At 71.5% G+C, this 24,952-nt stretch carries 21 protein-coding genes; 9 read left to right on the top strand and 12 right to left on the bottom strand.

The genetic code is table 11. The annotated features are described in order from the left end of the window. Positions 1-139 precede the first annotated feature (139 nt). From ACIRB1_RS03410 to ACIRB1_RS03400, 3 genes are all read left to right on the top strand, one after another. On the top strand, positions 140-1,783 hold the full coding sequence (locus ACIRB1_RS03410) for an MFS transporter (protein ID WP_403464410.1): 1,644 nt from the start codon (positions 140-142) through the stop codon (positions 1,781-1,783). Between the two features lie 77 nt (positions 1,784-1,860). After that, positions 1,861-2,130: an Atu4866 domain-containing protein gene (locus ACIRB1_RS03405; protein ID WP_403464409.1), complete on the top strand. Its 270-nt coding sequence runs from the start codon at positions 1,861-1,863 to the stop codon at positions 2,128-2,130. Positions 2,131-2,209: 79 nt separating this feature from the next. Further along, positions 2,210-3,601 (top strand): amidohydrolase family protein, encoded by a 1,392-nt coding sequence (locus tag ACIRB1_RS03400; protein ID WP_403464408.1) that lies wholly within the window; start codon positions 2,210-2,212, stop codon positions 3,599-3,601. A gap of 73 nt (positions 3,602-3,674) precedes the next feature. On the opposite strand, the gene ACIRB1_RS03395 is transcribed toward ACIRB1_RS03400, so the two are convergent. The 10 genes from ACIRB1_RS03395 to ACIRB1_RS03350 form a co-directional block, all read right to left on the bottom strand. Then, positions 3,675-4,748 (bottom strand): glycosyl hydrolase family 18 protein, encoded by a 1,074-nt coding sequence (locus tag ACIRB1_RS03395; RefSeq protein WP_403464407.1) that lies wholly within the window; start codon positions 4,746-4,748, stop codon positions 3,675-3,677. 105 nt (positions 4,749-4,853) lie between these two features. Next, complete coding sequence (locus ACIRB1_RS03390; RefSeq protein WP_403464406.1) at positions 4,854-5,684, bottom strand: GntR family transcriptional regulator; 831 nt, start codon at positions 5,682-5,684, stop codon at positions 4,854-4,856. 221 nt (positions 5,685-5,905) lie between these two features. Next, on the bottom strand, positions 5,906-7,774 hold the full coding sequence (locus ACIRB1_RS03385; RefSeq protein ID WP_403464405.1) for a glycoside hydrolase family 76 protein: 1,869 nt from the start codon (positions 7,772-7,774) through the stop codon (positions 5,906-5,908). A gap of 392 nt (positions 7,775-8,166) precedes the next feature. Then, positions 8,167-8,502 (bottom strand): hypothetical protein, encoded by a 336-nt coding sequence (locus tag ACIRB1_RS03380; protein WP_403464404.1) that lies wholly within the window; start codon positions 8,500-8,502, stop codon positions 8,167-8,169. Between the two features lie 67 nt (positions 8,503-8,569). Continuing rightward, entirely contained in the window at positions 8,570-10,495 is a 1,926-nt protein-coding gene (locus tag ACIRB1_RS03375) for a glycoside hydrolase family 9 protein (RefSeq protein ID WP_403464403.1), read from the bottom strand. Continuing rightward, a complete protein-coding gene (locus ACIRB1_RS03370) occupies positions 10,492-11,778 on the bottom strand; it encodes a sensor histidine kinase (RefSeq protein WP_403464402.1) in 1,287 nt (428 codons plus the stop codon). The genes ACIRB1_RS03375 and ACIRB1_RS03370 overlap by 4 nt, the downstream gene beginning before the upstream one ends. Next, a complete protein-coding gene (locus ACIRB1_RS03365; RefSeq protein WP_403464401.1) occupies positions 11,775-12,440 on the bottom strand; it encodes a winged helix-turn-helix domain-containing protein in 666 nt (221 codons plus the stop codon). The genes ACIRB1_RS03370 and ACIRB1_RS03365 overlap by 4 nt, the downstream gene beginning before the upstream one ends. Positions 12,441-12,516: 76 nt before the next feature. Next, on the bottom strand, positions 12,517-13,944 hold the full coding sequence (locus ACIRB1_RS03360) for a cellulose binding domain-containing protein (protein WP_403464400.1): 1,428 nt from the start codon (positions 13,942-13,944) through the stop codon (positions 12,517-12,519). 107 nt (positions 13,945-14,051) lie between these two features. Continuing rightward, positions 14,052-15,584 (bottom strand): beta-N-acetylhexosaminidase, encoded by a 1,533-nt coding sequence (locus ACIRB1_RS03355; protein ID WP_403464399.1) that lies wholly within the window; start codon positions 15,582-15,584, stop codon positions 14,052-14,054. Positions 15,585-15,629: 45 nt separating this feature from the next. Continuing rightward, positions 15,630-15,782 (bottom strand): hypothetical protein, encoded by a 153-nt coding sequence (locus ACIRB1_RS03350; protein ID WP_403464398.1) that lies wholly within the window; start codon positions 15,780-15,782, stop codon positions 15,630-15,632. 268 nt (positions 15,783-16,050) lie between these two features. Between ACIRB1_RS03350 and ACIRB1_RS03345 the strand changes: the two genes are divergently transcribed. The 5 genes from ACIRB1_RS03345 to ACIRB1_RS03325 all read left to right on the top strand — a co-directional run bounded on the left by ACIRB1_RS03345 (position 16,051) and on the right by ACIRB1_RS03325 (position 22,330). Further along, positions 16,051-16,890, top strand: a complete 840-nt coding sequence (locus tag ACIRB1_RS03345; RefSeq protein ID WP_403464397.1) for a GntR family transcriptional regulator — start codon at positions 16,051-16,053, stop codon at positions 16,888-16,890. A gap of 132 nt (positions 16,891-17,022) precedes the next feature. After that, positions 17,023-17,871 (top strand): helix-turn-helix transcriptional regulator, encoded by an 849-nt coding sequence (locus ACIRB1_RS03340; protein ID WP_403464396.1) that lies wholly within the window; start codon positions 17,023-17,025, stop codon positions 17,869-17,871. 273 nt (positions 17,872-18,144) lie between these two features. Then, the gene (locus tag ACIRB1_RS03335) at positions 18,145-19,203 is read left to right on the top strand and encodes an NAD(+)/NADH kinase (RefSeq protein ID WP_352181024.1); all 1,059 of its coding nucleotides are present in this window, start codon (positions 18,145-18,147) and stop codon (positions 19,201-19,203) included. 173 nt (positions 19,204-19,376) lie between these two features. Then, positions 19,377-21,431: a phosphocholine-specific phospholipase C gene (locus ACIRB1_RS03330; protein WP_403464395.1), complete on the top strand. Its 2,055-nt coding sequence runs from the start codon at positions 19,377-19,379 to the stop codon at positions 21,429-21,431. Between the two features lie 53 nt (positions 21,432-21,484). After that, the gene (locus tag ACIRB1_RS03325) at positions 21,485-22,330 is read left to right on the top strand and encodes a phospholipid scramblase-related protein (RefSeq protein ID WP_352181026.1); all 846 of its coding nucleotides are present in this window, start codon (positions 21,485-21,487) and stop codon (positions 22,328-22,330) included. A 6-nt stretch (positions 22,331-22,336) separates the two neighbouring features. Here the strand turns inward: ACIRB1_RS03325 and ACIRB1_RS03320 are convergent, their stop codons facing one another. After that, the gene (locus ACIRB1_RS03320) at positions 22,337-23,296 is read right to left on the bottom strand and encodes a hypothetical protein (protein ID WP_403464394.1); all 960 of its coding nucleotides are present in this window, start codon (positions 23,294-23,296) and stop codon (positions 22,337-22,339) included. Continuing rightward, a complete protein-coding gene (locus ACIRB1_RS03315; RefSeq protein WP_403464393.1) occupies positions 23,293-24,087 on the bottom strand; it encodes a phosphatase PAP2 family protein in 795 nt (264 codons plus the stop codon). The genes ACIRB1_RS03320 and ACIRB1_RS03315 overlap by 4 nt, the downstream gene beginning before the upstream one ends. Positions 24,088-24,311: 224 nt before the next feature. On the opposite strand from ACIRB1_RS03315, the gene ACIRB1_RS03310 reads away from it, so the two are divergent. Continuing rightward, positions 24,312-24,926 (top strand): TetR/AcrR family transcriptional regulator C-terminal ligand-binding domain-containing protein, encoded by a 615-nt coding sequence (locus tag ACIRB1_RS03310; protein WP_352181029.1) that lies wholly within the window; start codon positions 24,312-24,314, stop codon positions 24,924-24,926. Positions 24,927-24,952: the final 26 nt, after the last annotated feature.

Here is a 24,952-nt window from a genome sequence, read left to right as displayed (position 1 = left end):
CGCTCGACGGCTGCCTCCGACCCGCCGCCGGTCCGGTCCCCCGGCGGGTCCGGCGTAGGGCGGCCTGGTGACCCGACCCGCCCTGAGCTGCCGTACCTTCTTCTCGACCGACCGCAAAACTCGCCCCGGGAGCAGCAGCATGAGCGCGCGTACGACGACGGGGAGGACCGCGGAGTCCGGCTCGGCCTGGGCGCCCCTGGCCCGGCCGGTGTTCCGGGCGCTGTGGATCGCCCAGTTCGTCTCGAACATCGGCACCTGGATGCAGACCGTCGGCGCGCAGTGGCTGCTGCTCGGGCACGGGGCGACCATGGTCACGCTGGTGCAGACGGCGTCGAGTCTGCCGATCGTGCTGCTGGCACTGCCCTCGGGTGTGCTCGCGGACCGGTTCGACCGGCGCGGGCTGCTGCTCGTCGCGCAGGTCGCGATGTTCGCCGTGTCGGCGGTCCTGACGGTGCTGGCCTTCGCCGACGCGCTGTCCGCCGTACCCCTGCTGGTCCTGACGTTCCTCCTCGGCTGCGGGACCGCGCTGATGGGTCCTTCGTGGCAGGCCATCCAGCCGGAGCTGGTGGAGCGCGAGCAGTTGGGGCAGGCCTCCGCGCTGGGCGCGGTGAACATGAACCTCGCGCGTGCCGTCGGTCCCGCGCTCGGCGGTGTGGTGGTCGCGGCGGCCGGCGCGGGCTGGGTGTTCGGCTTCAACGCGCTGTCGTTCCTCGGTATCGCCGCCGTGCTCCTGCTGTGGCACCGCCCGAAGACCACCGTCCCCGCCGCCCAGCAGGAAAGGCTCCTGACCGCGCTGTACGCGGGCCGCCGCTACGTGTGGAACGCTCCGGGCGTCCGCCGCGTCCTGCTCCGCACCGCCCTGTTCATCCCCGGCGCGGCGGCCCTGTGGTCGCTGCTCCCGCTGATCGCCGCCGACTCGCTCGGGATGGGCTCGGGCGGCTACGGCCTGCTGCTCGGCGCGGTCGGGGCCGGTGCGGTGGGAGGCGCGTTCGCACTGCCGTGGCTGCGCCGACACCTGGGAATCAACGGCATCCTGGCCGCCGGTGCCATCATGTTCGCCCTCGTCCTGCTGGTCCTCGCGACCGTGCACCTCACCTGGGTCGCGGTCCTCGTGCTGCTGCAAGCCGGGGTCGCCTGGATCGGCGTGCTGTCCACCCTCAACGCGGCGATGCAGACCCGCCTCCCCGGCTGGGTCCGGGCCCGCGGCCTCGCCGTCTACCTCCTCGTCTTCCAGGGCGGCCAGGCCGTCGCCGCCCCCGTGTGGGGCGCCCTGGTCCAATGGCTGAGCCTGACCACCGCCCTCCTCATCGGCACGGTCGTCATGCTGCTCAGCGCGCTCACCCTCCACCGCTGGAAGCTCTACGGCATGGAGGGCATCGACCCCTCCCTCTCCGACCACTGGCCGACCCCGCCGCTGGTCTTCGAGCCCGGCCCCTCCGACGGACCGGTGCTGGTCTCCGTCGTCTACCGCGTGGGCCCCGACGACTGCGCCGCGTTCATCGACGCCATGGACCGCGTCGCCCACTCCCGCCGCCGCACCGGCGCCCTGACCTGGGGCCTCTTCCAGGACGGCAACGAACCCGGCCGGTTCATCGAGAACTACCTCGTCGGCTCCTGGGCCGAGCACCTCGCCCAGCACCACAACCGGCTCACCACCACCGACCGGGGCTTCGAGGACCGCGCCCGCGCGCTGCTCCTGCCCGGCACCGAGCCCGAGGTGACCCACGCCTTCGACGCCGCCGCGGGACCCGTGGTCCCCAGGACGGAGACCCCGTCCTCCTGACCGGCTCAGGGTGGGTGCCGGACACCCAGGAAAGGCGCGGCCTGGTTGCCCGTGTGCGGGAACGCGACCGTGGAGCCATGAACACGAACGCGGTACCGCACCCCTTCGTCGGCATGTGGGTGACGGCCGACGGGCACATCCGGCAGGAACTCCTCCCGAACGGCCGCTACGACGAGGCCCGAGGCAACCGCCGCAGCGCCTACACCGGCAGCTACACCGTCACCGGCGACCACATCGACTACGTCGACGACACCGGGTTCACCGCCACCGGTGACATCCGCGACGGCGTGCTCTTCCACGAGCACCTCGTCCTGTACCGGGAGGACACCGGCCCCCGGCCGAGGTGACCGACGTGGACGGCCTGGAACCGACCGGAACCAGGGATCACCCGAAACGCCACCCGACGCCATCCGACAAGGGGCCCTCATGCACGCCTACGACACCACCGGCGCCGCTCTTCTCGACCAGTTGCGCCGCCGGTCCGCCGACCCGAGCCGCCGCATCCTCTTCACCGGCGCGACCATCGTCACGATGGACCGCCAACTGGGCACGGTGCACGGCGACCTGCTCGTCGAGGGCGACACCATCGCCGCGATCGGGCCGAACCTCACGGCGGACGGCGCGGTGGTCGTCGACGCCTCCGGCGCCCTCCTCGCGCCCGGCCTCGTCGACACCCACCGGCACGCCTGGGAGACCCAGTTGCGCCGGATCATGCCCGACGTCGACGACCTCGGCGGCTATGTGACGGCCACACTCGCCGGGTACGCCACCGTGTACCGCCCCGAGGACATGTACACCGGCACCAGACTCGCGGCGCTCACCGCGCTCGACAGCGGCATCACCACGATGCTCGACTTCTCGCACAACTCCCGTACCCGCGAGCACTCCGACGCGGCGATCGAGGCCCTCCGCGACACCGGCATCCGCGGGGTCCACGCCTCCATGGGCCCGCACTTCGGCGAGTGGGACCGCCAGTGGCCGGCCGACCTGACCCGTCTCAGGGACCGGTACTTCAGCAGCGCCGACCAGCTCCTCACCCTCCGCCTGGCGACCCTGGCCACCGACGAGATCGCCGGGCCCGCCCTCGCCTACGGCCCCGAACTCGCCCGCGTCGCGGCCGACTTGGGCGTCGGTGTCAGCGTCGACGCGGTCTTCGGAGCCGCCGGTTCGCGGGCCGTGCTGAACTGGGCCGAGCAGGGCATCCTCGGCCCCGACGTGACGCTGATCCACGCCACGGGGCTGAGCACCGAGGCGTGGAAGGCGATGGGGGAGTCCGGTACGACGGTCGCGCTGGCCCCCACCTCCGACGCGCAGATCGGCCTGGAGACGGCGATCCCGGCGGTGGACGAGGCGCTCGCCGTCGGCATCCGCCCCGGACTGAGCATCGACGTCGAAGTCGCCCTCGCCGGCGATCTGTTCACCCAGATGCGGGCCCTGCTCGCGATCCAGCGGATGCGCGCGGTCAACGCCGCCTACGGCACCGGCGGCGACGTCTCGCGCATCACCACGTACGACGTCCTCGACTTCGCCACCCTCCAGGGCGCACGGACCAACGGGCTCGGCGACGTCACCGGCTCGCTCACCGTCGGCAAGAAGGCCGACCTGCTCGTCGTGCGGGCCGAGGACATCAACAACATGCCGCTCAACGACCCGGTCGGAACACTGGTGTCGGGCTCGGACGCCCGCAACATCACCGCCGTGTTCGTCGACGGACAGCCGCGCAAGTGGGCCGGTGAGGTCCTCGACGTGAACCTTGCCGAACTGCGGGCCGAGGTCCGCGCGTCCCGTGACCACGTGCTCAACACGCCCTCGACGTAACGGCAGTTGACGCGGCGGGCGCCCGGGGTTCCGGGGAGCCCGCCGCGTCAGTGCGACTGGCCGGCCAGCGCTGTCAGTTGGAGAACCAGGGGTTTCCGCCGCCCAGCGACCACACCGAGACCTTGGTGACGCCGAGGCCCTTGAGGACGGCGAGCTTGCGGTCCATCGCCACGCTGTCGACGTAGTCGTGGAGGACGCCGCCGGAGACCCAGCGGATCTCGCCGGAGGAGGCGTCCCGGCGGCTCTCCGTCGTGGCCGGGTCGCTGGAGAAGCCGGGGCTCTTCTTCATGTCGCTGAACTGGATGTTGCCCGTCACGGAGTCGAGGTCGCACGGGTCGGGCGCGCTGTAGCCGTAGGACGGCAGACCGATGATAAGGCGGCTGGGGTCGGTGACCTTGCTCTGCGCGTACCTGGTGACCTTCTTCAGCCAGTCGTAGGGGCTGATGGGCAGGCAGCGGGCGCCGGACGCGGTGTCGAACTCCTCGTCGTACGCCATGATCACCACGTCGTCGGCGCCGGTGGCGGCCACGGCGGCGTAGTCGTAGAACGAGGCGTCCTCGGTCATCGCCGGGGCGTCGACCTGGAGGCGCTTGCCCTTGGCGTGCAGGGCGGTGGCCAACTGCTTCAGGAACGTCTTGTAGTTGGTGAAGTCGGCGGCGCTCCAGGACCAGTAGTCCTCCAGGTCGACGTCGACGCCGCTGAGTCCGGCGTCCACGACGAGCGAGGTGACCTTGGTGACGGCCGCCGTGCGGGTGCTGTTGCTGCTGACCAGGGCGTGGACGTCGGCCGTGGTCATGCCGGAGAGGGTCGGGTACTGGTACGTGGAGTGTGCCTTGAGGTCGGCGACGTTGGCCGCGCTGTAGGTGTTGCAGCTGCCGTCGGCCGTCGTCTCCAGGGTCACCGCGCCGTTGCCGCCGACCGACCAGTACTCGGGGTTGAGGGCGCCGTTCTTGACCCTGTTGTCGGCGTACTCGCTCTTTGCGGTGCAGGTGGAGTCGCCGGGCGATCCGGGGTAGAGCCAGGTCTGCAACTGGACGCCCGAGGTGGCGGAGGGGGAGACGCCGGCCGGGACCGAGGCCGTACAGGCGAGCAGGGTGGTGACCGTGGCGGCCACGACTCCGGTCACGGTGAGTGCGTGACGGAACATGAGCGGTCCTTTCTGGTGGGGGGCATGACGTGCGAGTGCCGAAGGCGTGCGGGATCGCCGCGTCGGCCGGCGGACCGGGGGCGGTGAACTGGTGTGCGGGGGTGCCTAGTTGGTCCAGTAGGGGTCGAAGACCAGGGTGTCGGCGCCGGGGACGGTGGTGGCCGCCGACCAGGAGCCGTCGACGACGCGTCCGCCGTCGGGCCGGGCGGCCAGGGACAGCCTGGTGAAGATGCGGTACCGGTCGCCTCGGTAGACGGAGCGGGTGAACTCGACGACCCGGCCCTCCGCGTCCCTGGCCACGCGTTCGAAGAGCAGGGCGGGGGTGTGCACGGAGACGCCGAGGACCTCGGCCTCCCCCTCGTCGACCACCGTCGGCTCGATGCTCTGCGCGGCGTCGGACAGCAGGATCTCGTAGCGGCGGCCGAGCAGTCGGTAGAAGGAGTCGCTCTCCAGGTCACGGGCGGTCAGCCCGGGGACCAGTGCGTGCGGGACATGGAGGGTCTCCACGCACATCGGGTCGCCGTCGACCGTGCGCAGCCGGGTGACCCGCAGGATCTGCTCGCTGGGCGCGATGCCCAGCCGACGGGCGATCCGGGGTCCCGCGGCGACGGTCCTGAAGTCCAGGGTGCGGCTCGCCCAGGTGCCGTCGACGCCGCCGACGCCCAGTCCCTGGGTCTGTCCGGGGGCGGCGCCGCCGAGGTGCTGGGCGACCTTGGCGCGGGCGACGAAGACTCCGCGCCCGTGCTCCCGCACCAGCAGACCGTCGCGGACGAAGTCGTCGACCACCGCGCGCAGGGTGGGGCGGGAGACCCCGAGTTCCGCGCACAACTGCCGTTCGCCCGGGAGGGGCCTTCCGGGGCCGGTCTCCTCGACCAGGTCGAGGAGGTGGGTGCGGATGCGTTCCCGCTTCGCCCAACGGCTCTCACCGCTGACCATTCCCACCCACTTTCTTGACCAGTGGTCCACATTCGGCTGCCGTAGTGTGCCGCTTCGACAGCCTGTCTCAGGCGACTTCATGCGGTGGACTTGCTCGGCACTGAACCAAATGGTGCCGCAGCATGAGCCCACTGGTCAATAAGTGGTAAGCGAATTCCGGCGCATCCGCCGGCCGAACAGGTCGGGGTGGCCGAGGAGTTGCCGCGGACCCTCCCCGCCGCTCAGCCCGCGGCGGCGGTGAGTGCCTCCAGCGCGCCGGCCTGCGTCCGCCAGTCGGTCTGGTTCGGGCTGGTGCCCGCCCAGCGTTCACCGAGGGCGTTGAGCGTGGACCGGTCCGACGCCCACAGGGTGTCGGCCTGTTTCTGGACGTAGGCCCGGTAGGTGCTGGAACCGGTCGCCTTCGCGAGGTCGGCGAAGTTCCGCATGAAGATGCCCTTGAACTGCTTCTGGTTGTCGTCGCAGGACGCCGGACCGACGTCACAGGACTCGGTGAGCACCCCGCCGGACGTCAGCGTCGGGCTGCTGATCGCCGCGTCCGCCAGCGTGCGCGCCGTCGTCAGCAGTGAGCTGTCGCCCGTCGTCCTCCACAGTTCCGTGAAGGCACCGATGGCCAGGCCCTGGTTGTAACTCCACACGGTGGAGCCGTTGTTGGCGCACGACGAGGACAGTCCGTCGTTCACCAGGCCCGAGGAGTTGATCAGCCCGCTGGCCCTGTACCAGGCGGCCGACGTCCTGGCCCGCTGCAACCACACCGTGTCGCCCGCGATCCGCTGGTGCAGCGCGGTGGTCAGCCACAGGTACTGGCCGTTCGTCACCGCGTTCTTGTAGGTCCGCTCCCGGTCCCACCACACACCGCCGCCGCAGGTGCCGGTGTCCCAGTACTGCTGGATGTAGGTGGCGATGGTGACCGCCTCGTCGAGGTAGCGCGCGTCGTGCGTGTAGTCGTAGGCGTCGATCCATGCGATGGCCCACCAGCCCGAGTCGTCGATCGCCCGGCTGATGAAGTCGCCCTCGATCGCGTCCGAACTGCGCGTCCCCGCAGGGAAGACGCCCCTGTTCTGGTCGAAGGTGCGGGCGATGATCCAGTCGTAGTCGTGCGTCCCGGTCGTCTTCGCGAAGTCGATCACGGAGGTGAGGGTCGCCGCCGAGTTCCACCAACTGCTGGGCCACCAGCCGTTGTAGGGGTCGTACGACGTCATCAGCGCGTCCGCCGCGGCCCGTGCCCTGGTCGGCACGGGCCGGTACCACGCGGTGCAGCTGCCCTCGTTGTGGCTCGCCTCCCGGCCGCAGGCCCGGACCGCTCCGCCGTAGAGGAGGCCGCGCGGATCGCGGGTGGCGTACATCGCGGTGCGGGTCGTGGTCGCCCCGGACGGGGTGCTCGTACGGCCGAGGGAGGAGCCGTCGGGCCAGGTCGAGCCGCCGTCCCAGGAGCGGTCCAGCCAGATCTCGTCACCGGCGCCACCGGTGTCGATGCTTCCCCAGGCCATGGAGTTCTTCTGGTCCACGTGGAGCCGGATCGTGCGGCCGTACAGGGTGGTCGAGGGGATCGGCTGGTCGTCGCCCGCCGCCTGGGCCGCGCCGGTGCCGTCGCAGACGGCGTCGCAGACCGTGGGGTAGACCCAGTTCGTGCAGCCGACGCCGGCCGCGTCGCCGCAGGCCCGGACCAGGCCGCGTCTGTGGTCGCGCGGGTCGGTGATGTTGTACATCAGCGTCCTCGTACCGGTCCATGTGCTCGGGACGCTCGCCTTGCCGAGCAGGCCGTCCCAGGTGGCGCCGCCGTCCCAGGACCGGTCCAGCCACACCGCGTCGCCGGTCGTGCCGCCGTCGATGCTGGCCCATGCCATGTCGTCCGCGTCGGACACATGGAGCCGTACGACCCGGCCGTTGAGTGTCTTGTCCGGCACGGGAAACGTTTCCTGCCGTGCCCGCGACGGGTCCAGCGTGTCGCAGGCCAGGACGCACACCTGGGTGGCGGCGGACGCCGGCGACGCGAACGTGAGCGGGACCAGTGCGACGAACGCGAGGGCGGCCGTCAGGAGGAAGCTGAGGAACCGTGCTCTGACATCGATGTCGAAGCTGCGTGGGGACACCGGAACTCGCCTCGATTTCACGATGGGGGGACGCCGGTCGGCGGGCGAGGCTGGGCCCTCGGCTCATGGTGGGACGAACCGGGCGTGAAGGCGCTCAGTGGTGGCTGAATGGTCCAAACCTGCACCCGTCTCCGTGGCAGTGAACCGGCTTGGCGCGACCCTGTCAATGCGGCAAGAGGCGGTTGTTGCACCACGACCGGCGGCCCGGTGGGCTGCGCCACCAACTGCTGCGTGGAAGGCAGCACTTGAGGCTTCAACGGGCAGCAGATCGTCTCCTACGGCGCCTGGGGCCGCTTCCTCTGGCCAGCCTGAGTGCGTCCTGCTGTCTCACGTCCTGAGCGGCTCCTCGTATCCGGCAGCGTCCACTCCCCGCGTGACCGGAGGCCGCCGGATCACTCCGGATGCGCCACCGCTTCCTTCTGCAACTGGACGGCGGCCAGCAGGCTCAGGCGTGGCTCCGCCTGGCGCAGCGCCCGCACCGCCTCGACCGAGCCGGGGTCCCCGCCGAAGCCGACGGAGTCCAGGCGGGACCGTACCCAACGAGCGTGCAGTCGGCCCTCGTCGGCGGCGGCCGTGGACTCGACGAGAGCGACGGCGCGTTCCAGGCCGGGGCGCTCCTCGGGAGACGCACCGGCCAGTGCCTGGCGCAGGGCCGCCGCGATCACGTCCGAGTCCCGGACGGTCAACACGAAGGTGTTCTTCTTGCTCAGTCCCGTGATTCCTGTCATGGGACCCAGCCTGGCCGTCATGCCCGGTGTGTGGAAAGGGACTTGAGGAGGCTCAGAGGGTCGGCTGCTACGCCTCCTCGTCCCGCGCGGTCAGGGCGAAGGCCAGCAGCGCCGTCGTCGTGAAGTCCAGTGAGGGTTCCACCGTCTGCCAGGCGCCCACGTCGTCCACGTACCGCGAGCCCCTGCCGTCGAAGTCGGTCCAGGCTCCGGACGGCGGGGCGGCGGCGCACTTCCTCATCGTGGGGAACCTGTTCAACTCGGCCAGTTCGTCGGCCGCGTTGGGGCCGTTGACCACCGCGCCGCGCAGGATCGCGCCCTTCCCGTCGAGGCTGCCCCGGAGATTGGCCAACTGGTGTTCCGGGCAGTGCGGGTAGACCTCACCCGCGCCGATCATGAAGCTCGTCCCCCATGGATTGGCGCCGAGCGCCCAGCCCCGCTGCCGTCCCGCGAACGCGTCGTAGCGCGTGTCCCCGGTGGCCTCGGCGTAGAGGCGGGCGGTGGCCACCAGCCCGAACGTGTGCGGTACGGCGTCGAAGTCGTCGTAGACCGCGCCGGCGCCGAACGGATCGCGCTCGGCGTGGCCGACCCCCTCCTCCAACTGGCGCCGCAGGTCCTTGGTGAGGTCGGCCGCCCCCACTCCGTTGCTGTGCGCGCCGTCCAGGGCGGTGGTCAGGTCGGCGTGGGCCAAGGCGCTGACGTCCGCGACGTCGAGGGTGCCCTTCACGTCGGAGTCCAGGTAGGCCTTGGCCCAGTGGGCCGCCTCGCCGGTCCACCCGGCTTCCCGGTCGTCGCCCAACGCCCGCGCGGCCAGGGCGAGTTCGGCCCCGGCGAACTCCATGTCGTCCTGCCAGGAGTCCTCCGGGTAGAAGGCGCTCGGGAAGGCGGTGACGAGCGGCTCGCCGGGGTCGTGGTCGGTGTCGGCGAGGTCGTAAACGGCTGCGGCCTTGTCCAGCCACTCCCGCGCCCGGTCCGGGTCGGTGTCGGCGGTGCGCTGCGCGGCGAGGGCGAACACCGCGGCCACCCGTCCCGCGAGAGACGGCGTGATCGGCTCGCCCGGCCTGTTGGCCCGGAACACCGGCCGGTGCTTGATCGTGAGGTCCGGGTCACCGGGCGACACATCGAGCCGGTCGTCGGCCTCCGGCAGCCGCCACACGTCGTGATCGGTCCGCACGGCGTCGTTGCCCGCGCCGATGCCGACCTGGGCGTACAGCGTCCCGCTGTCGCCGTCCCACATCCTGTCCAGCCACTCCAGTCCGTGCCCGGCCTCGGCGGAGAGCGACTCCATGTCCGGCAAGTCCCTCTCGGCGAGCAGGAGTTCGGCGGTCGAGTAGGAGGTGGTGCCGGTGAACTTGAGGAAGTCGCCCGCGTCGAACCAGCCGCCCGAGACGTCGGTGGTGACACCGGTCGGGGTCAGCTGCTCGTCGAGGAGTTCCTCGCCCGCCTCGTCGTAGTGCGGGTCGGCGTAGACCGTCGCGTCCTCGTCGGCGAGATGGGACGGGCCGTGGGACAGCTCGCCGGACACCATGTCGGCGCCGTCGCGCTGGGCCTGGAGGAAGCGGATGTTGTCCCGGACCACCGGGGTCATGAGTTCGCTCGCGCCGGCGATCCGGAAGGCGGGGGAGCGGCCGGCCGCGCTGCCGGACAGCACGACGCGGTAGGTGCCGGGCCGGTCCAGCGCGGAGAGGTCGACGGTCCGCACGGACGGGAACTTCGCGTTCCAGCGACCGGTGACGGCACCGAGCCTGCCCGCCGTGACCACCCTGTCCTTCGCGTCCACGACCTTGAAGCGCGCCCCCGCGAGCGCCTTCGCCGGCCCCATCACGTACGCCTGCTTCGTCTCGCCGCGCACATAGCCGACCTGGTCGACGCGGACGGCCACGCGCGGCGCGGACGGGGTGGTGGCCTCGCCGTAGACATTCAGACCGACGAGGACGGCGCCGATGGCGACGGCGGTGGTGGTGACCAGCAGGACCGGTGTGCGCGATGCGTTCATGCGCCCACCGTGCCGGGACCTTCATGAGATGAGGATGAGGACGCCGCGGGTGCGTGCGTGGGGAGACGGAGTTCGGCGAGGAGGCCGCCGCCGGGGGCGTCCGTGAGGCGGGCGGTGCCGTGGTGCAGACCGGCGACCCAGCGGACGATGGCGAGGCCCGCGCCCGTGCCCGGACCGGTCCCGGTGACCCCGCGCGCGAACACGCGCTCCCGGTCCGCGAGCGGTACGCCGTCCCCGTGGTCCCGGACCGTGACAAGCCCCGGCGTGACGCAGACCTCCACCGGCGAACCGGCCGGGCCGCCGTGCCGCTGCGCGTTCTCCACCAGGTTCCGCACCGCCTGCGCCAGCAGATCCGGGTCCCCGCGCACCACCACCGGCTCCGCCGTCACCGTCACACCCTCGCGGTCCGGCAGTTCCTCGACCGTGGTCTCCACCAACTGGTCGAGACGCAACGGCACCAGTTCCACCCGCTGCGCCCCCGACTCCAGCCGCGCCCTCGCGAGCAGCCCGGTGACCAGCCTGCTCAACCGGTCCACGAGCCGCAGCGCCTCGTCGGACGACCCGTTCCGCTCCACCACCAGCCGCAGTGTCGCGAGCGGGGTCCGCAGCTCGTGCGCGGCCTCGGCCAGGAACTGTTCCTGCTGCCCCAATCCGCGCAGCGCGGGCCGCATCGCCCGACCGGACAGCAGATGCCCTACGGCCGCCGCGCAGCACACCAGCGCCGTGCAGCCGAGGGCCAGCCAGCGCACCAGGAGGTCGTGGTCGTGCTCGCCGCGCGCCAGCTCCGTGCCGACCAGGACGGCCGCCCCGATCCGGTCGCCGTCCCAGACCGGCGCCGCCGCCCACCGCAGTCGGCCGCCCCGGGCGGCGGAGGCGCTGACCTGGACCGTTTCCTGTTCGTCCAGGACGCGCTGCCAGACCTCGTCCAGCTGGTCCGCGTCGGGCAGCGATGACCGCCCGGGTACGACGTTCCGTGCCCTCGGCGTCTTCCCGGGCGCCGCCTGAAGGACGGCCAACACCTCTGCGCCCTGGGCGAGTTCGTCCTCGCGCAGCGGCTCCAGGTGCAGGACACCCGCGTCGAACCAGACCGCCCGCGACAGCCCCGCCGCGCGGCTGCCGACCTCGTGGTCGAGACCGGAGCGGCGGGACGCGGAGTCGATCCGGATCGCGACCACGGCGAGGACGACGAGACAGGCCGCGGTCGTCGAGGCGAACAGGAGCGTCATCAGGCGGCGGGTGCGCCGCAGCCGGGCCACGGCGGGTGACGTGTCGGGGCGGTTCACGCCTCGCCGCCCAGGCGGTAGCCGACCCCGCGCACGGTCGCGATCGGGTCGGGCGGGCCGAGCCGTCTGCGCAGCTGCCCGATCAGGACGTCGACCACGTTGGACATCGGCTCGCTCGCCTCGTCCCAGCAGCTCTCGATCAGCTCGCTGCGGGTCACCACCTCGCCCGCGCGCAGCATGAGCAGTTCGAGCACCGCGAACTCCTTCGCGGAGAGGCTGAGCAGGATCCCGGCCCGGGTCACCCGGCGCCGGGGGAGGTCGAGTTCCAGGTCGCCTGTGCGCAGGACGGACGGGCGCGCGGGCTGCTCCCTGCGGCACAACGCCCGTACGCGGACGACCAGTTCGGCGAAGGCGAACGGCTTGACCAGGTAGTCGTCCGCGCCGTGCTCGAAGCCGGCCACCCGGTCGCTCACCGCGTCCAGCGCCGTCAGCAGCAGGAAGGGAAGCACCGATCCCGCGCGCCGGTGTGCCGCGAGCAGCGTGAGGGAGTCGCCGTCCGGGACCGAGCGGTCGGCCACGACACAGTCGTAGCGATGGACGGAGAGCTTGAGATCCGCCTCGGCCAGCGTGCGCGCGAGGTCCGCCGCGAACCCCGCGTCACGCAGTCGGGCGGCCACGACGGGCCCCAGCTCGGGGTCGTCCTCCAGGACCATGACACGCATGGGCCGGAGCTTAGGCGACGACGGTCCGCGCACCCGAAGGCGCTGCGCCGCGTGCGCGGACCGCCGCCCTGAGTGATCAGCTGCCGGGCACGGTGTCCTCGAACGTGGTGCCCGCGCCGCGGTACGCCGTCACCTTCGCGGCGACCTGCGCCGGGGTGAGGACCTGGTCCTTGACGTGCAGGACGTAGTCGACCTGCTCGTCGTAGGCCCGCGGGGTGGAACTGGTCAGGCCGCCGAAGTCGATCAGCCACTGGTTGAAGTTGATCGACATCGGCCGCTCCGGGAGGTAGGCGGCGTCATGGGTGCCGAAGAGCTGGCCGTCGATGTAGTACTTGATGGTGGTGTTGTCGATGGTCAGCACCAGGTCGTGCCAGCCGTTGTAGCTCTGCCGGCCCTCGGTGTGCTGGTTGACGGCCACCCACGGGTCGGCCTGGTAGGTCTCCCAGGACGTCGTGTAGAGGATGTCGGAGGTCTCGCCCCAGCCGCCGTTGGGGAGGTACTCGAAGTCGTACTCGGAGTAGTCGTCCGCCATCGGTGCCGTGAGGTCGTTGATGGTGAAGAACGTCTGGACGAGGTGGTCGCCGTCCGGGCCCGACCTGGGCGCGTCGTCGAACTTGACCCGGGCCGCGTAGGTGCCGTTCTTGAACTTCCGTGTGGCGGTGACGACTTCGGTCTGCTTGGTGCTCTCACCGGTGCCGGACGTCGACGTCTCCAGGTTCATCACGGAGTTGCCGCCGGTGCTGGCGAAGGTGACGTTCTCGGGCGCCCAGGTGGCGCCGGAGACACCGGGACCGCCGGAGCTGGAGCGCACGCTCCAGCCGTGCGCCGAGATCCTCGGGTCGTTGTAGCCGCTGTAGTTGAAGTCGTCGAACAGCGTGGCGCCGGTGGCCGGGGGGTCGGTCGGCGGGTCGGTGGGCGGGTCCGTCGGGTCGTTGCCCGCGGGCGCCTGACCCCACAGGGTGGTGCCCGCCAGCTGCGCGGTGACCTTCGACCAGTCGGCGTACGACGTCTGCGAGGCGCCGAAGGAGTAGTCGTCGCTCTGGGTCAGTGTCTGCCACGTCGACTGGTAGAAACGCAGCTGCATGTCACCGGTGTCGGCGCCCGGAGCGAGGGTGCCCGCGCCGGAGGTGAAGCCGATCTCCAGGTAACGGTCCGCCGTGGCCGTCGGGTTGGCGAGCGTGCCGAAGGTCCCGGTGACGTTGGCGCAGCCCTTGACGGCCCAGGAGCACGCGAAGCGGTAACTCGCGCTCGCCGAGTCCGCCTTGAAGTAGTAGCGCAGCTTGACGTTCGCCAACTGCACCGTGCTGGAGCCGGTGTTGCGCACCTTGAACCACGGCTCGGACTGGTCGGCGGTGGCTCCGGTGGCGCTCGTGCGGTACTGCACGCTCAGCCCGTCGCCCGCCGCGCTCGCGGTGGACGGCATGGCGGTGAGCGCGGCGGCGCCCAGGGCCACCGCGACGGCGGCGGACGCGGCGGCGCGCACTCTGTTCTTCGCGTATCTCATGGTGGGGCCTCTCCAGAAAGGTGGGGTGATTCCGGAACGGACAACTGAGGGGCGGTACGAGGGTGGGGGGTGTGGGTCGAGGTCGTGCGAGGAGGGGAGGGCAGGGCTCAGGGGTGGTAGGAGACGCCCAGCGCGTCGAGCCGGGCCGTGTGCGCGTCGAGCCGGGTGCGGAAGTCCGCCCAGTCGGTCGCGCCGCTCCAGGCCCGGTCGGCCAGGGCGCACAGCCGGGGATACGTGAGGTACTCGATGCGCTCGGGCGTCCTCACGAACTCCGTCCACAGCTGCGCCTGGGTGCCCAACACCCGCTCGGCCGTGCCCCGTTCGGCGTCCGGGGGCACCGGTTCGTGGTCGTGCACGGCGCGCAGGCCGACGACGCCGCCGGGCTGGGCCGGGGGTTCGCCCGGGTCCTCGGACTGGGCGTAGTCGAGATAGGTCGCCCGGTGCCAGGCGCTCACCACGGGATGGCCGCGACGGGCCGCCGTCAGCGTGTGGGCCGCGTCCCGCCAGGTCATCACCGTGAAGTCCAGGGGGAGTTCGGCACCCGTCTCGGCCCAGCCGACCGGCCGCCGCCCGTGCCGCACGAGGAAGTCGCCGATCCGCCCGAGGAACCAGCCGTGCAGGGCCGCCGGGCTCGACAGGCCCTGCGCCAGGGCCCGTTCGCGCGCGGCGGCACTGTGCCTCCACTCGTCGGTGGGGCACTCCTCGCCGCCGACGTGGATGTACGGCGAGGGAAAGACGTCCATGACCTCGTCGAGGACCGTGCGGCAGAAGTCGAGGACCTCGTCGTGGACGCCGAGGACGGTGTCGCACACGCCCCAGCGGGTCCAGACGTCGAGGGTGCGATCCGGGTGGTTGCCCAGCTCGGGATAGGCGGCGAGGGCGGCCCGTACATGTCCGGGCATCTCTATCTCCGGCATGACGGTGACACCGCGAGCCGCCGCGTAGCCCACCAGCTCGGTGAGTTCGGCCCGGGTGTACGAGCCGCCGTGCGGGACGCCGTCGTGCAGGTCGCTTCCCGCGGGCCCGAGTTGGGACTCGGCGCGGTGGCCGCCGATCTCGGTGAGCTTCGGGTAGGCGGAGACCGGCATGCGCCAGCCCTGGTCGTCCGTGAGGTGTAGGTGGAACACGCCGATCTTGTGCAGGGCCAGCAGGTCGACGTACCGGTGCAGATAGGAGACCGGCTGGAAGTGCCGGGCCACGTCCAGCATCGCGCCGCGCCATGGGTGCCGGGGCAGGTCGGTGATCTCCACGCACGGCAGTTCCCACCGGAAGCCGGATTGGGGGGACGCCGACAGGGCCTGCGGGGGCAGGAGTTGACGGATCGTCTGGATACCGCGCAGCAGTCCGGTGAGGTGCGCGGCGCGCAGCAGTACGGCGTGCGGGGCGACGGTGAGGCCGTAGCCCTCCTCGCCGAGACCGGCCAGGCCAGGGTCGAGGGTGAGGGTCAACTGCCCCTCGGGGGACGTCGGCAGGGGCAGTCCGGTGGCCGGGGCGAGCAGGGTGCGCAGCAGGTCGGCGGCCGGTTCGGCGCCCGCGCCGATGCGCAGGGCGGTGCCGGTATCGAGGGTGAAACGCCCCGGCCGGACGGTGGACTTGGTGGGGCGGGGGACGAGGGTGAGCGCGGAACGCTGTGCGGGCATGGATCGTCTCCGGGACGGGGGCGTGCGGGGGAGCGGTGCGGCGGGTCAGCCCTTGACGGCGCCGGCCGCGAAGCCGGAGGTGACAGGGCGCCGGAGGACCTGGCACACCGCACGTGCGGGCGCGGACTCCCTGGGCGCCATCCGCGCGATGAACACCGTCACGGGCACGGAGACGCCGGCGCAGAAGCTGAACTTCACGGTTCACCTCTGGAGGACATGAACTGACCACCTGACCAGTGAAGCCCACTGGACAGCTCACCTCTCGATGTGGGGATGAAGGTGGCATAGACCAATGCGGGCGTCAACCCCTGCTGCCGCAAAGGGACTTGGCGTGCGCGGCCGTGCGGATCGGAAGGATCACCGGCCGGCGGTGGTTACACTGCCCAGGTCAACAGGGCGACTGCGGGCCGCCGTTGGCCAACTGGTCAAGTGGTCAACCGGGGGCTCCGCGCATGAGGAGTACGACATGAAGGCCGACGCGCCAGGTGCGGTGCTCAAGCGGGAGCGGGTCCGTGACTTCATCCTCGACCTCGTCGAGTCGCACCAGCCGGGGGATGCGATTCCCTCCGAGCGCGTCCTGTGCGCCCAACTCGGGGTGTCCCGACCGACGTTGAGGGCGGCGGTGGACGAACTCGTCGCCGCGGGACTGCTGGTGCGGGAGCACGGACGCGGCATGTTCGTGGCGCCCGAGAAGATCATCCAGGAACTCGTCTCCGGCGAACGTTCCATGACGGCGCCCCAGGCGTCCGGGGCCTGGTCGAGCCGGCTGCTGGAGTTCACCACCATCCCGGCGGGCGCCCGCGTGGGGCGCCGGCTGCGGCTCTCGCCGGCGGCCGAGATCGTGTACGTGGCGCGGCTGCGCCTGGTCGACGGCGCGCCGATGGCCATCGAGCATCTGCACATCAGGGCGGACCTGGTACCCACCCTGTCCGCACGGGAGCTGGAGGCCGGCGACCTGTACGAACACCTCCGGGAACAACACGGAGTGCACGTCCAGGAAGCGGTCCAGGCGATCGAGCCGACGGTCGTCACCCGCGCCGAGGCCGAACTCCTCGACGTCCCGGAACTCTCCCCGGCCCTCCTCTTCGAACGCCTCACCACGGACACGACGGGCCAGCCGGTCGAGTACGTCCACTCCGTCTACCGGGGCGACCGCTACCGCATCGTCTCCCGCCTCACCCTCGGCCCCGCCCTCACGGCCACCTCGACCCCGCTCGGCCACCACCCGGGCATTCCCCCGGGCGACTTCGCGCACCGGGACACGATCGCCGCGTCGACTCGGGGGGACATTCAGGCGGGGAGCTGAGCACGGGGGATTGAGGCGGGGGAGCTGAACGAACCCGGCAGGCGGGGCTGAACACGGGTGTATTCGCCCCGGGTCGTCTTTGTGCATACCGGCGAGGCCGGGCGGGAGAACGCCCGCGTCTAGGCTGGCCGTATGAGCAAGGGGACCCCTCTGGGCGCTTTTCTCCGGGCCCGCCGCGAGGCTCTCACGCCCCGGGACGTCGGTCTGCCCGAGTACGGGCGGCGCCGGGTGCCGGGACTGCGCAGGGAGGAAGTCGCGCTGCGCGCCGGAGTCAGCTCCGACTACTACGTCAGGCTGGAGCAGGGCCGCGAGAACAGCCCCTCGCCGCAGGTCCTGGAGGCCGTGGCACAGGCGCTGAAGCTGGACGCGGAGTCCACCGCCCACCTCAACCGCCTTTGCCTGACGCCCTCCCAGCGTCCGCGGGACCCGCGCGGGGCGGACGTCAGCCCGCAGCTGCTGCGGCTGATGGACGGCTGGGAGCACCAGCCGGCGTTCGTCCTCGGCCCGGCCTTCGACGTCCTCGCGGGCAACTCCCTCGCCGCAGCGCTGCACAGCGGGTTCGACGCGTTCGACAACCTCGCCCGCAATCTGTTCGTGGACCCGGCGGGGCGCGATTTCTACCAGGAGTGGGACCGGGCCGCGCACTCCTGCGTCGCCGGGCTCCGGGCCGCCTACGGCCATGACCCCGAGTCGGCCCGTATCGCCGAGGTGGTCGAGGAACTGACCGCGGGCAGCGAGGAGTTCGCCGGTCTCTGGCGGCTGCACGACGTCAGGGGCAAGTCGCAGGACGTCAAGCACCTCAGGCACCCGGACGTCGGCGATCTGCACATCGGCTTCGCCGCGTTCACCGTCAACGGCGCCCCGCACCAGCAACTGGTCGTCTACCAGGCCGAACCCGCGAGCCCCACCGCCGCCGCCTTCGAGAAGCTGAGGTCGTCGGCCACCGCGTCGAAGAAGGCCCCGGCCCAGGCGAACAGCTAGCCCGCGGCCGAGGCTGGTCCCCGGCACCCAAGGACCCCACGGCCTTCATACCGGCGCGCCGTCCGCCGGGACTCGACACGACAGACACCGCGCCGTCCCCGTCAGCACGGTCCATCCTCTGGAACAGGACCAGGAGGCCTACGGCCAGGTGCGTCAACGCCCCACGCGCGGGAAGATCGTGCTCACCTGGTCCCGGCCGACCAACGCCCCGCACCGGCCGCCGCACTCCCCGCCCGACATCCCGCGCCCCGACCGCTCTCCACGGAGGACCCCATGCCCGTACGCCGTATCGGCCTCGTCGTCCACCAGGGGCGCGAGACCGCCCGGGACGCGGCGGCCGCCGTGCACGCCTGGAGCGAGGCCCACGGCGTCCGCTGCACCGAGATCGACGTGTGGGGCAAGGACCACCACCGCCGTGCCGGACGCGAGGAGGCCGAGGCCGCGGGCAACCCCGACCTCGTCGTCACCCTCGGCGGCGACGGCACCTTCCTGCGCGGCGCCCGTATCGCCGTCAAGAGCGGAGCCGAGGTCCTCGGTGTCGACCTCGGCAAGGTCGGCTTCCTCACCGAGGTCCCGGCCCGTGACATCGGCGAGGCCCTCGACGCCGTACACGAGGAGCGGGCCGTCGTGGAGGAACGCATGACCTTGACCATGCGGGCCTCCCGCCCGCTCGACATCCCCGAGGAGATGGAGGCCCTGCTGCGCTACGGCCGCGGTCCCGCGCTGCCGCCGCCGCGGGTACGGCCCGAGACCCTGGAGGGCGGCGGCTGGGGCTGCGCGCTGGACGTGACCGCGCTCAACGACATCGTCCTGGAGAAGCTGGCCCGCGACCGGCAGGTCGGCGTCGGTGTCTACCTCGCCGGACGACTGCTCGCGACCTACTCCGCCGACGCGCTCGCCGTCGCCACCCCCACCGGCTCGACGGCCTACAGCTTCGCCGCCGGCGGGCCCGTCCTCTCGCCGCACATGGACGCGCTCGTCTTCACCCCGATCGCCCCGCACATGACGTTCAACCGCAGCGTCGTCGCCGCCCCCGACGAACCCATCGGCCTGCGCGTCCTGGCCCACTCCGGGCAGGCCGCCGTCAGCGTCGACGGCCAGCTCCGCGGCGTCCTCGACCCCGGCGACTGGATCGGCGTCTTCCGCGCCCCCCAGCGCGTCCGCCTCGTCCGGCTGCGCCCCACCGATTTCTACGGCCGACTGCGTGACCGGTTCCGGCTCACCGACGCTCCCGCCACCGCCCAGGACGGGCCCTCGGAACCCTTCTTCCGCCCGGACACCCCGGTCCCGCCGGACCTCGCGGGGATGCGCCTGCCGCCGCCCGGCGTGTAGTCCGGGCGGCCGGGGGGGACGGCGGAGACCGTACGCGCCCCGCACGTACGGACGAGTTTCACATGGGCGCCACCAGACCCTTCCCTGACGTTTGTTGCTCTTGGAACACTCGCACCGCGCGCATTTCGCCATGTTCCGGCCGGCCGCGCGTCAGGCTGAGAGGTGCCTCACCCATGTCCGAAGTCAATCGGCGTCGCTTTCTCCAACTCGCGGGTGCCACCACGGCGTTCACGGCGCTGTCGAGCAGCATCGAGCGGGCTGCCGCGCTCCCGGCCAACCACAGCTCCGGGAGCATCGAGGACGTCGAGCACATCGTCGTCCTGATGCAGGAGAACCGTTCGTTCGACCACTACTTCGGGTCGCTCAGAGGCGTCCGGGGCTTCGGCGACCCGCGTCCGGTCGTGACCCGGCAGGACGGGAAACCGGTCTGGTACCAGTCGGACGGCACGAAGGACATCCTCCCGTTCCGCCCCGACGCCGACGACCTGGGCCTCCAGTTCATCCAGGACCTCCCGCACAGCTGGAACGACGGGCACGCCGCGTTCGACGGCGGCAAGTACGACAAGTGGGTGCCGTCCAAGGGCTCCACGACGATGGCGTACCTGACCCGCGAGGACATCCCGTTCCACTACGCGCTCGCCGACTCCTTCACCATCTGCGACGCCTACCACTGCTCGTTCATCGGCTCCACCGACCCGAACCGCTACTACATGTGGACGGGTTACACCGGCAACGACGGCGTCGGCGGCGGCCCGGTCCTCGGCAACGACGAGGCCGGTTACAGCTGGACGACCTACCCCGAGCGCCTGGAGAAGGCCGGGGTCTCCTGGAAGATCTACCAGGACGTCGGCGACGGCCTCGACGCGGCCGGCGGCTGGGGCTGGATCCAGGACGCCTACCGCGGCAACTACGGCGACAACTCGCTCCTGTACTTCAAGCAGTTCCAGAACGCCAAGCCCGGCGACCCGCTCTACGACAAGGCCCGCACCGGCACCGACGCCACCAAGGGCGAGGGCTTCTTCGACCAGCTGAAGGCCGACGTCAAGGGCGGCAAGCTGCCGGAGATCTCCTGGATCGTCGCCCCCGAGGCGTTCACCGAGCACCCCAACTGGCCCGCGAACTACGGCGCTTGGTACGTCTCCCAGGTCCTGGACGCGCTGACCTCCGACCCCAAGGTCTGGGCGAAGACGGCCCTGTTCATCACCTACGACGAGAACGACGGCTTCTTCGACCACGTGGTCCCGCCGTTCGCGCCGGGCTCGGCCGCGCAGGGCAGGTCGACCGTCGACGTCGGCCCCGACCTCTTCCAGGGCAACGCAGGCCACCCGGCGGGCCCCTACGGCCTCGGCCAGCGGGTGCCGATGATCGTCGTCTCGCCCTGGAGCAAGGGCGGTTACGTCTGCTCGGAGACCTTCGACCACACCTCCGTCATCCGGTTCATGGAGGCCCGCTTCGGTGTCCACGAGCCCAACATCTCGCCGTGGCGGCGCGCGATCTGCGGCGACCTGACCACCGCGTTCGACTTCTCCCGCAAGGACGTCAAGAAGGTCACGCTGCCGGGCACCGACGGCTACCAGCCGCCGGACAAGAGCCGTCACCCCGACTACGTGCCGACCCCGCCCGCCCACCCCGTGCTGCCCAGGCAGGAGCGCGGACTGCGCCCGGCCCGGCCGCTCAAGTACGCGGCCACGGTGGACGGTTCGGCCGACACGGCGGCCGGGAAGTTCACGCTCACCTTCACCTCCGGCGCGAAGGCCGGCGCCGGCTTCCTGGTCACCTCCGCCAACCGCACGGACGGGCCCTGGAGTTACACCACCGAGGCAGGCAAGTCCGTCTCCGACGCCTGGAACTCGGCGTACTCGAACGGCTCGTACGACCTGACCGTGCACGGCCCCAACGGCTTCCTGCGCGTCTTCAAGGGCCCCGGCAAGACGGCGGGCCCCGAGGTCACCGCCCGCACCTGCGGCGACGACATCGAGCTGATCTTCACCAACAAGGGCTCCGGGACCGCGCAGTTGAAGGTCGCCGACGGCTACGGCGGTCGCGCCCAGACCGTCAAGGTGCGGGCGGGTGCCACCGTACGGCACACCTTCGACCTCGGCGCGAGCAAGCGGTGGTACGACCTGACGGTCACCTCCGACGGCGACGCGACGTTCCAGCGGCGATTCGCCGGACATGTCGAGAACGGCCGTCCGGGGGTCAGCGACCCGGCGTTCGGGACCGTCTGAGGGGCTTGCCGGGAGCCGGTTGTTTTCCGGGGCACTCGCGGTAGTGTGCCCCGGTGACCACGCATTCGAACACACCTGCAGGCTGGTACCCGGATCCGCACGGAGCGCCCCAGACCCTCCGGTACTGGGACGGCGCGAAGTGGACCGACCACACCAACGCGGACCAGCAGGGCCAGGCCGCCCAGCAGCAGCCGCAGGCCGTGCCGCAGCAGCAGGCGGGGCCGGACCCGAGGGTCCAGCAGCAGGTCAAACGGCAGGTGCAGCAGCAGGCCGGGGTCGCCGGGGGCGGCCCCGGCGGCGGCAGCCTGTTCAGCGAGCCGGTGCTCGTGGTGAACCAGAAGGCCAAGCTGATCGAGCTGACCAACGAGTACAAGGTCATGGATCAGAACGGCAACCTGATCGGCTCGGTCACCGAGATCGGCCAGAGCGCGCTGAAGAAGGCGCTGCGCTTCGTCTCCAGCATCGACCAGTTCATGACCCACCGGCTGGAGATCCGCGATGCGTACGGGCAGCCGCAGTTGGTGCTGACCCGGCCGGCGAAGATCATGAAGTCCCGGGTGATCGTCTCCCGCCCGGACGGCTCGACCGTGGGCGAGATCGTCCAGCAGAACATGATCGGGAAGATCAACTTCGCGCTGAACGTCGACGGCCAGAAGATCGGCGCGATCAAGGCCGAGAACTGGCGGGCCTGGAACTTCGCCATCGTCGACCACGCGGACAACGAGGTAGCCCGGATCACCAAGACCTGGGAAGGCCTCGCCAAGACGATGTTCACCACCGCGGACAACTACGTCCTTCAGATCCACTACCAGCTGCCCGAGCCCCTGTTGAGCCTGGTGGTGGCGACGGCGCTGACCGTCGACACCGCGCTCAAGCAGGACTCGCGCGGTCTCGGCTGAGCCGGCTCAGAGCGCGGTGAGATGCCCCGGCGCGGACTTCCGGTCCGGCTGCCGGGGCAGCAACGCCGGTTCGGCGGACGCCGATCGAGGTTCCAGCGCGAGCACGGCGGCCACGGGGTGGTCGTCGTACTCGTGCGCCAGCGGTACGGCCTGGGTGACCCGGGTCAGCAGCACCACACCCCAGGACGCGAGTCCCGCTCCCGCCAGGGCGAGGAGTATCCCGGCCGCGCCGCCCTGGAGGCGTTCGCCCAGCAGCGCGAGGCCGATCGCCGCGGCGGCCACCGGGTTCGCCAGGGTCACCACCGCGAGCGGGGCGCCGAGGCCGCCCCGGTAGGCGGTCTGCGAGAGCAGCAGCCCGCCCGCCGCGAACACCGCGACCAGCAGCGCCACTCCGACCACCTGCATGCTCAGCAGCGGACCCGGACGGTCCGTCGCCGCGACCGTCACGGTCTGCGTGAGCGCGGAGGCCACGCCCGAGGCGACACCGGACGCGGAGGCGTGCCGCAGCCCGGGCTTCGCGCCGCGCCGGGCCAGCAGGCCGATCAGGGCGGAGGTCGCGCCCGCGACCGCCAACGCCTGGGGAACGCTGAGGACTTGGTCCGGCTGCGGGCCGGACGCCGTGACCAGCAGGGCCGACAGGCCGAGCAGGGTGAGGGCGGTGCCGCGCCACTCGACCATGGTGACCCGCCGCCCGGCCACGCGCGCGCCCATCGGGACGGCGGCGACGAGGGTGAGGGCTCCCAGCGGCTGTACGACGGTCAGCGGGCCGTACTTGAGGGCGACGACGTGCAGCAGTGCGGCCGACGCGTTCAGGACGACCGTCCACCACCACGAACCGGTGGCGAGCAGGCGCAGCATGCCCGCGTCGGAGTTGCGGGAGGCCAGCCGCTCCTGGGCCACGGCCGCCGCGGCGTAGGCGACGGCGGAGAAGAGGGAGAGGACGACGGCGACCAGCGTGGCGTTCATCGGCCCGCTCCGACGAGAACCGGCTCTTCCACGGCGAGCCGGGGCCGGCCGCGGCCTGCCGTCGTCTCCGTGCGGTGCGGGGGATGGATCAGCGCGAGGGTGACGCCGAGCATGCCGGCGGCCACGATCGCGTCGAGCCAGTAGTGGTTCGCCGTGCCCACGATCACCGTCAGCGTGACCAGCGGGTGCAGCAGCCACAGCCAGCGCCAGCGCGAGCGGGTCGCGACGATCAGGCCGATCGCCACCATCAGCGCCCAGCCGAAGTGCAGCGAGGGCATCGCCGCGAACTGGTTCGAGAGGTGGTCGCTGGTCGGCGGGCCGTAGACCGAGGGGCCGTAGACCTTGGCGGTGTCGACCAGGCCCGTCGCGGCCAGCATGCGCGGGGGTGCGAGGGGGAACACGAACGGCAGCACCAGGGCGGCGGAGGTGACCGTCGCGAGGACGCGGCGGGCCCAGACGTAGTGCGCGGGGCGCCGCAGGTACAGCCAGACCAGGAAGGCCACGGTGGCCGGGAAGTGGACGGTCGCGTAGAAGGTGTTCGCGATGTGCACGAGGGTGTCGCTGTGCAGCAGCACCGACTGCACCGAGCCCTCGCCGGGAAGATGCAGGGTCCGTTCCAGGTCCCACACGCGCCGGGCGTTGTGCAGGGCCTCACCGGTGTGGCCCGTCGCCAGCTGGCGGCCGAACTTGTAGACGAGGAAGAGCCCTGCGACGAGCAGGAGCTCACGGACGAGCGGGGGCCGCGCTATCGCGCTGGTCCCCTTCTCTGAAGGCTCGGTGCGGGCATTCATCCCCCGGCCCCTTCGCTGACGGTGGTGCGTGTGGTGGTGCAGACAGGGCTTGTGACCCGGTGTGCGGCCCGAACTCATCGGTACGAGTTCGTTCCGATACGCCAGTGTACCGATACGAGCGTGTACCGATACGGCGGAGTACCGGTACACTGGCGTATCGATAGCGAAACGAGACACACTGGAGAGCGGACCTCGAGTCCGCGGACCGAGCGAGGAGACGAGCCATGACGTCGCAGGCTGAGGACGCACCGGACACGGTCGCCGCCTCGCGCCGCTCCAAGATCACGCCGGAGCGTGAGCGGGAGTTCTTCGACGCCGTGCTCGAACAGATCCGGGAATGCGGGTACGACTCCGTCAGCATGGAGGGCGTCGCCACCAGCACCCGGTGCAGCAAGTCCACGCTCTACCGGCAGTGGGGCACCAAGCCCCAGTTCGTCGCCGCCGCCCTGCGGGCCAACCGCCGGGTGCACTTCACCGGCATCGACACCGGGTCCCTCGCGGAGGACCTGCGCCAGGCCGCGCGGGCGGCGGGCGCCTGGTCGGCGAAGGACACGAAGCTCGTCTCGGCGCTCGGTCACGCCGTCATCCAGGACAGTGAACTCGCCCAGGCGGTGCGTGAGGCGCTCGTCCATCCCGAGATCGCCGCGCTGGAGGACATCCTGCGCCGCGGTGTCGAGCGCGGCGAGGTCGCGTCGGACCACCCGGCCCTGCCGTACGTGCCCGCCCAGATCTTCGGCGTCCTGCGGGCCCGCCCGGTCCTGGAGGGCTGTTACGCCGACCCCGACTATCTGGTCAGATTCGTGGAGGCCGCGGTGCTGCCCGCACTCGGCCTCACCTGAGAACCAGGCCGCCGTCCATGGGATGA

The organism is Streptomyces sp. NPDC096013, from assembly GCF_044763565.1.
In the GTDB taxonomy this organism is placed as follows: domain Bacteria; phylum Actinomycetota; class Actinomycetes; order Streptomycetales; family Streptomycetaceae; genus Streptomyces.
The sequence above is the reverse complement of the archived record's forward strand: the minus strand, read 5'-3'. Positions and strand labels throughout refer to the sequence as shown.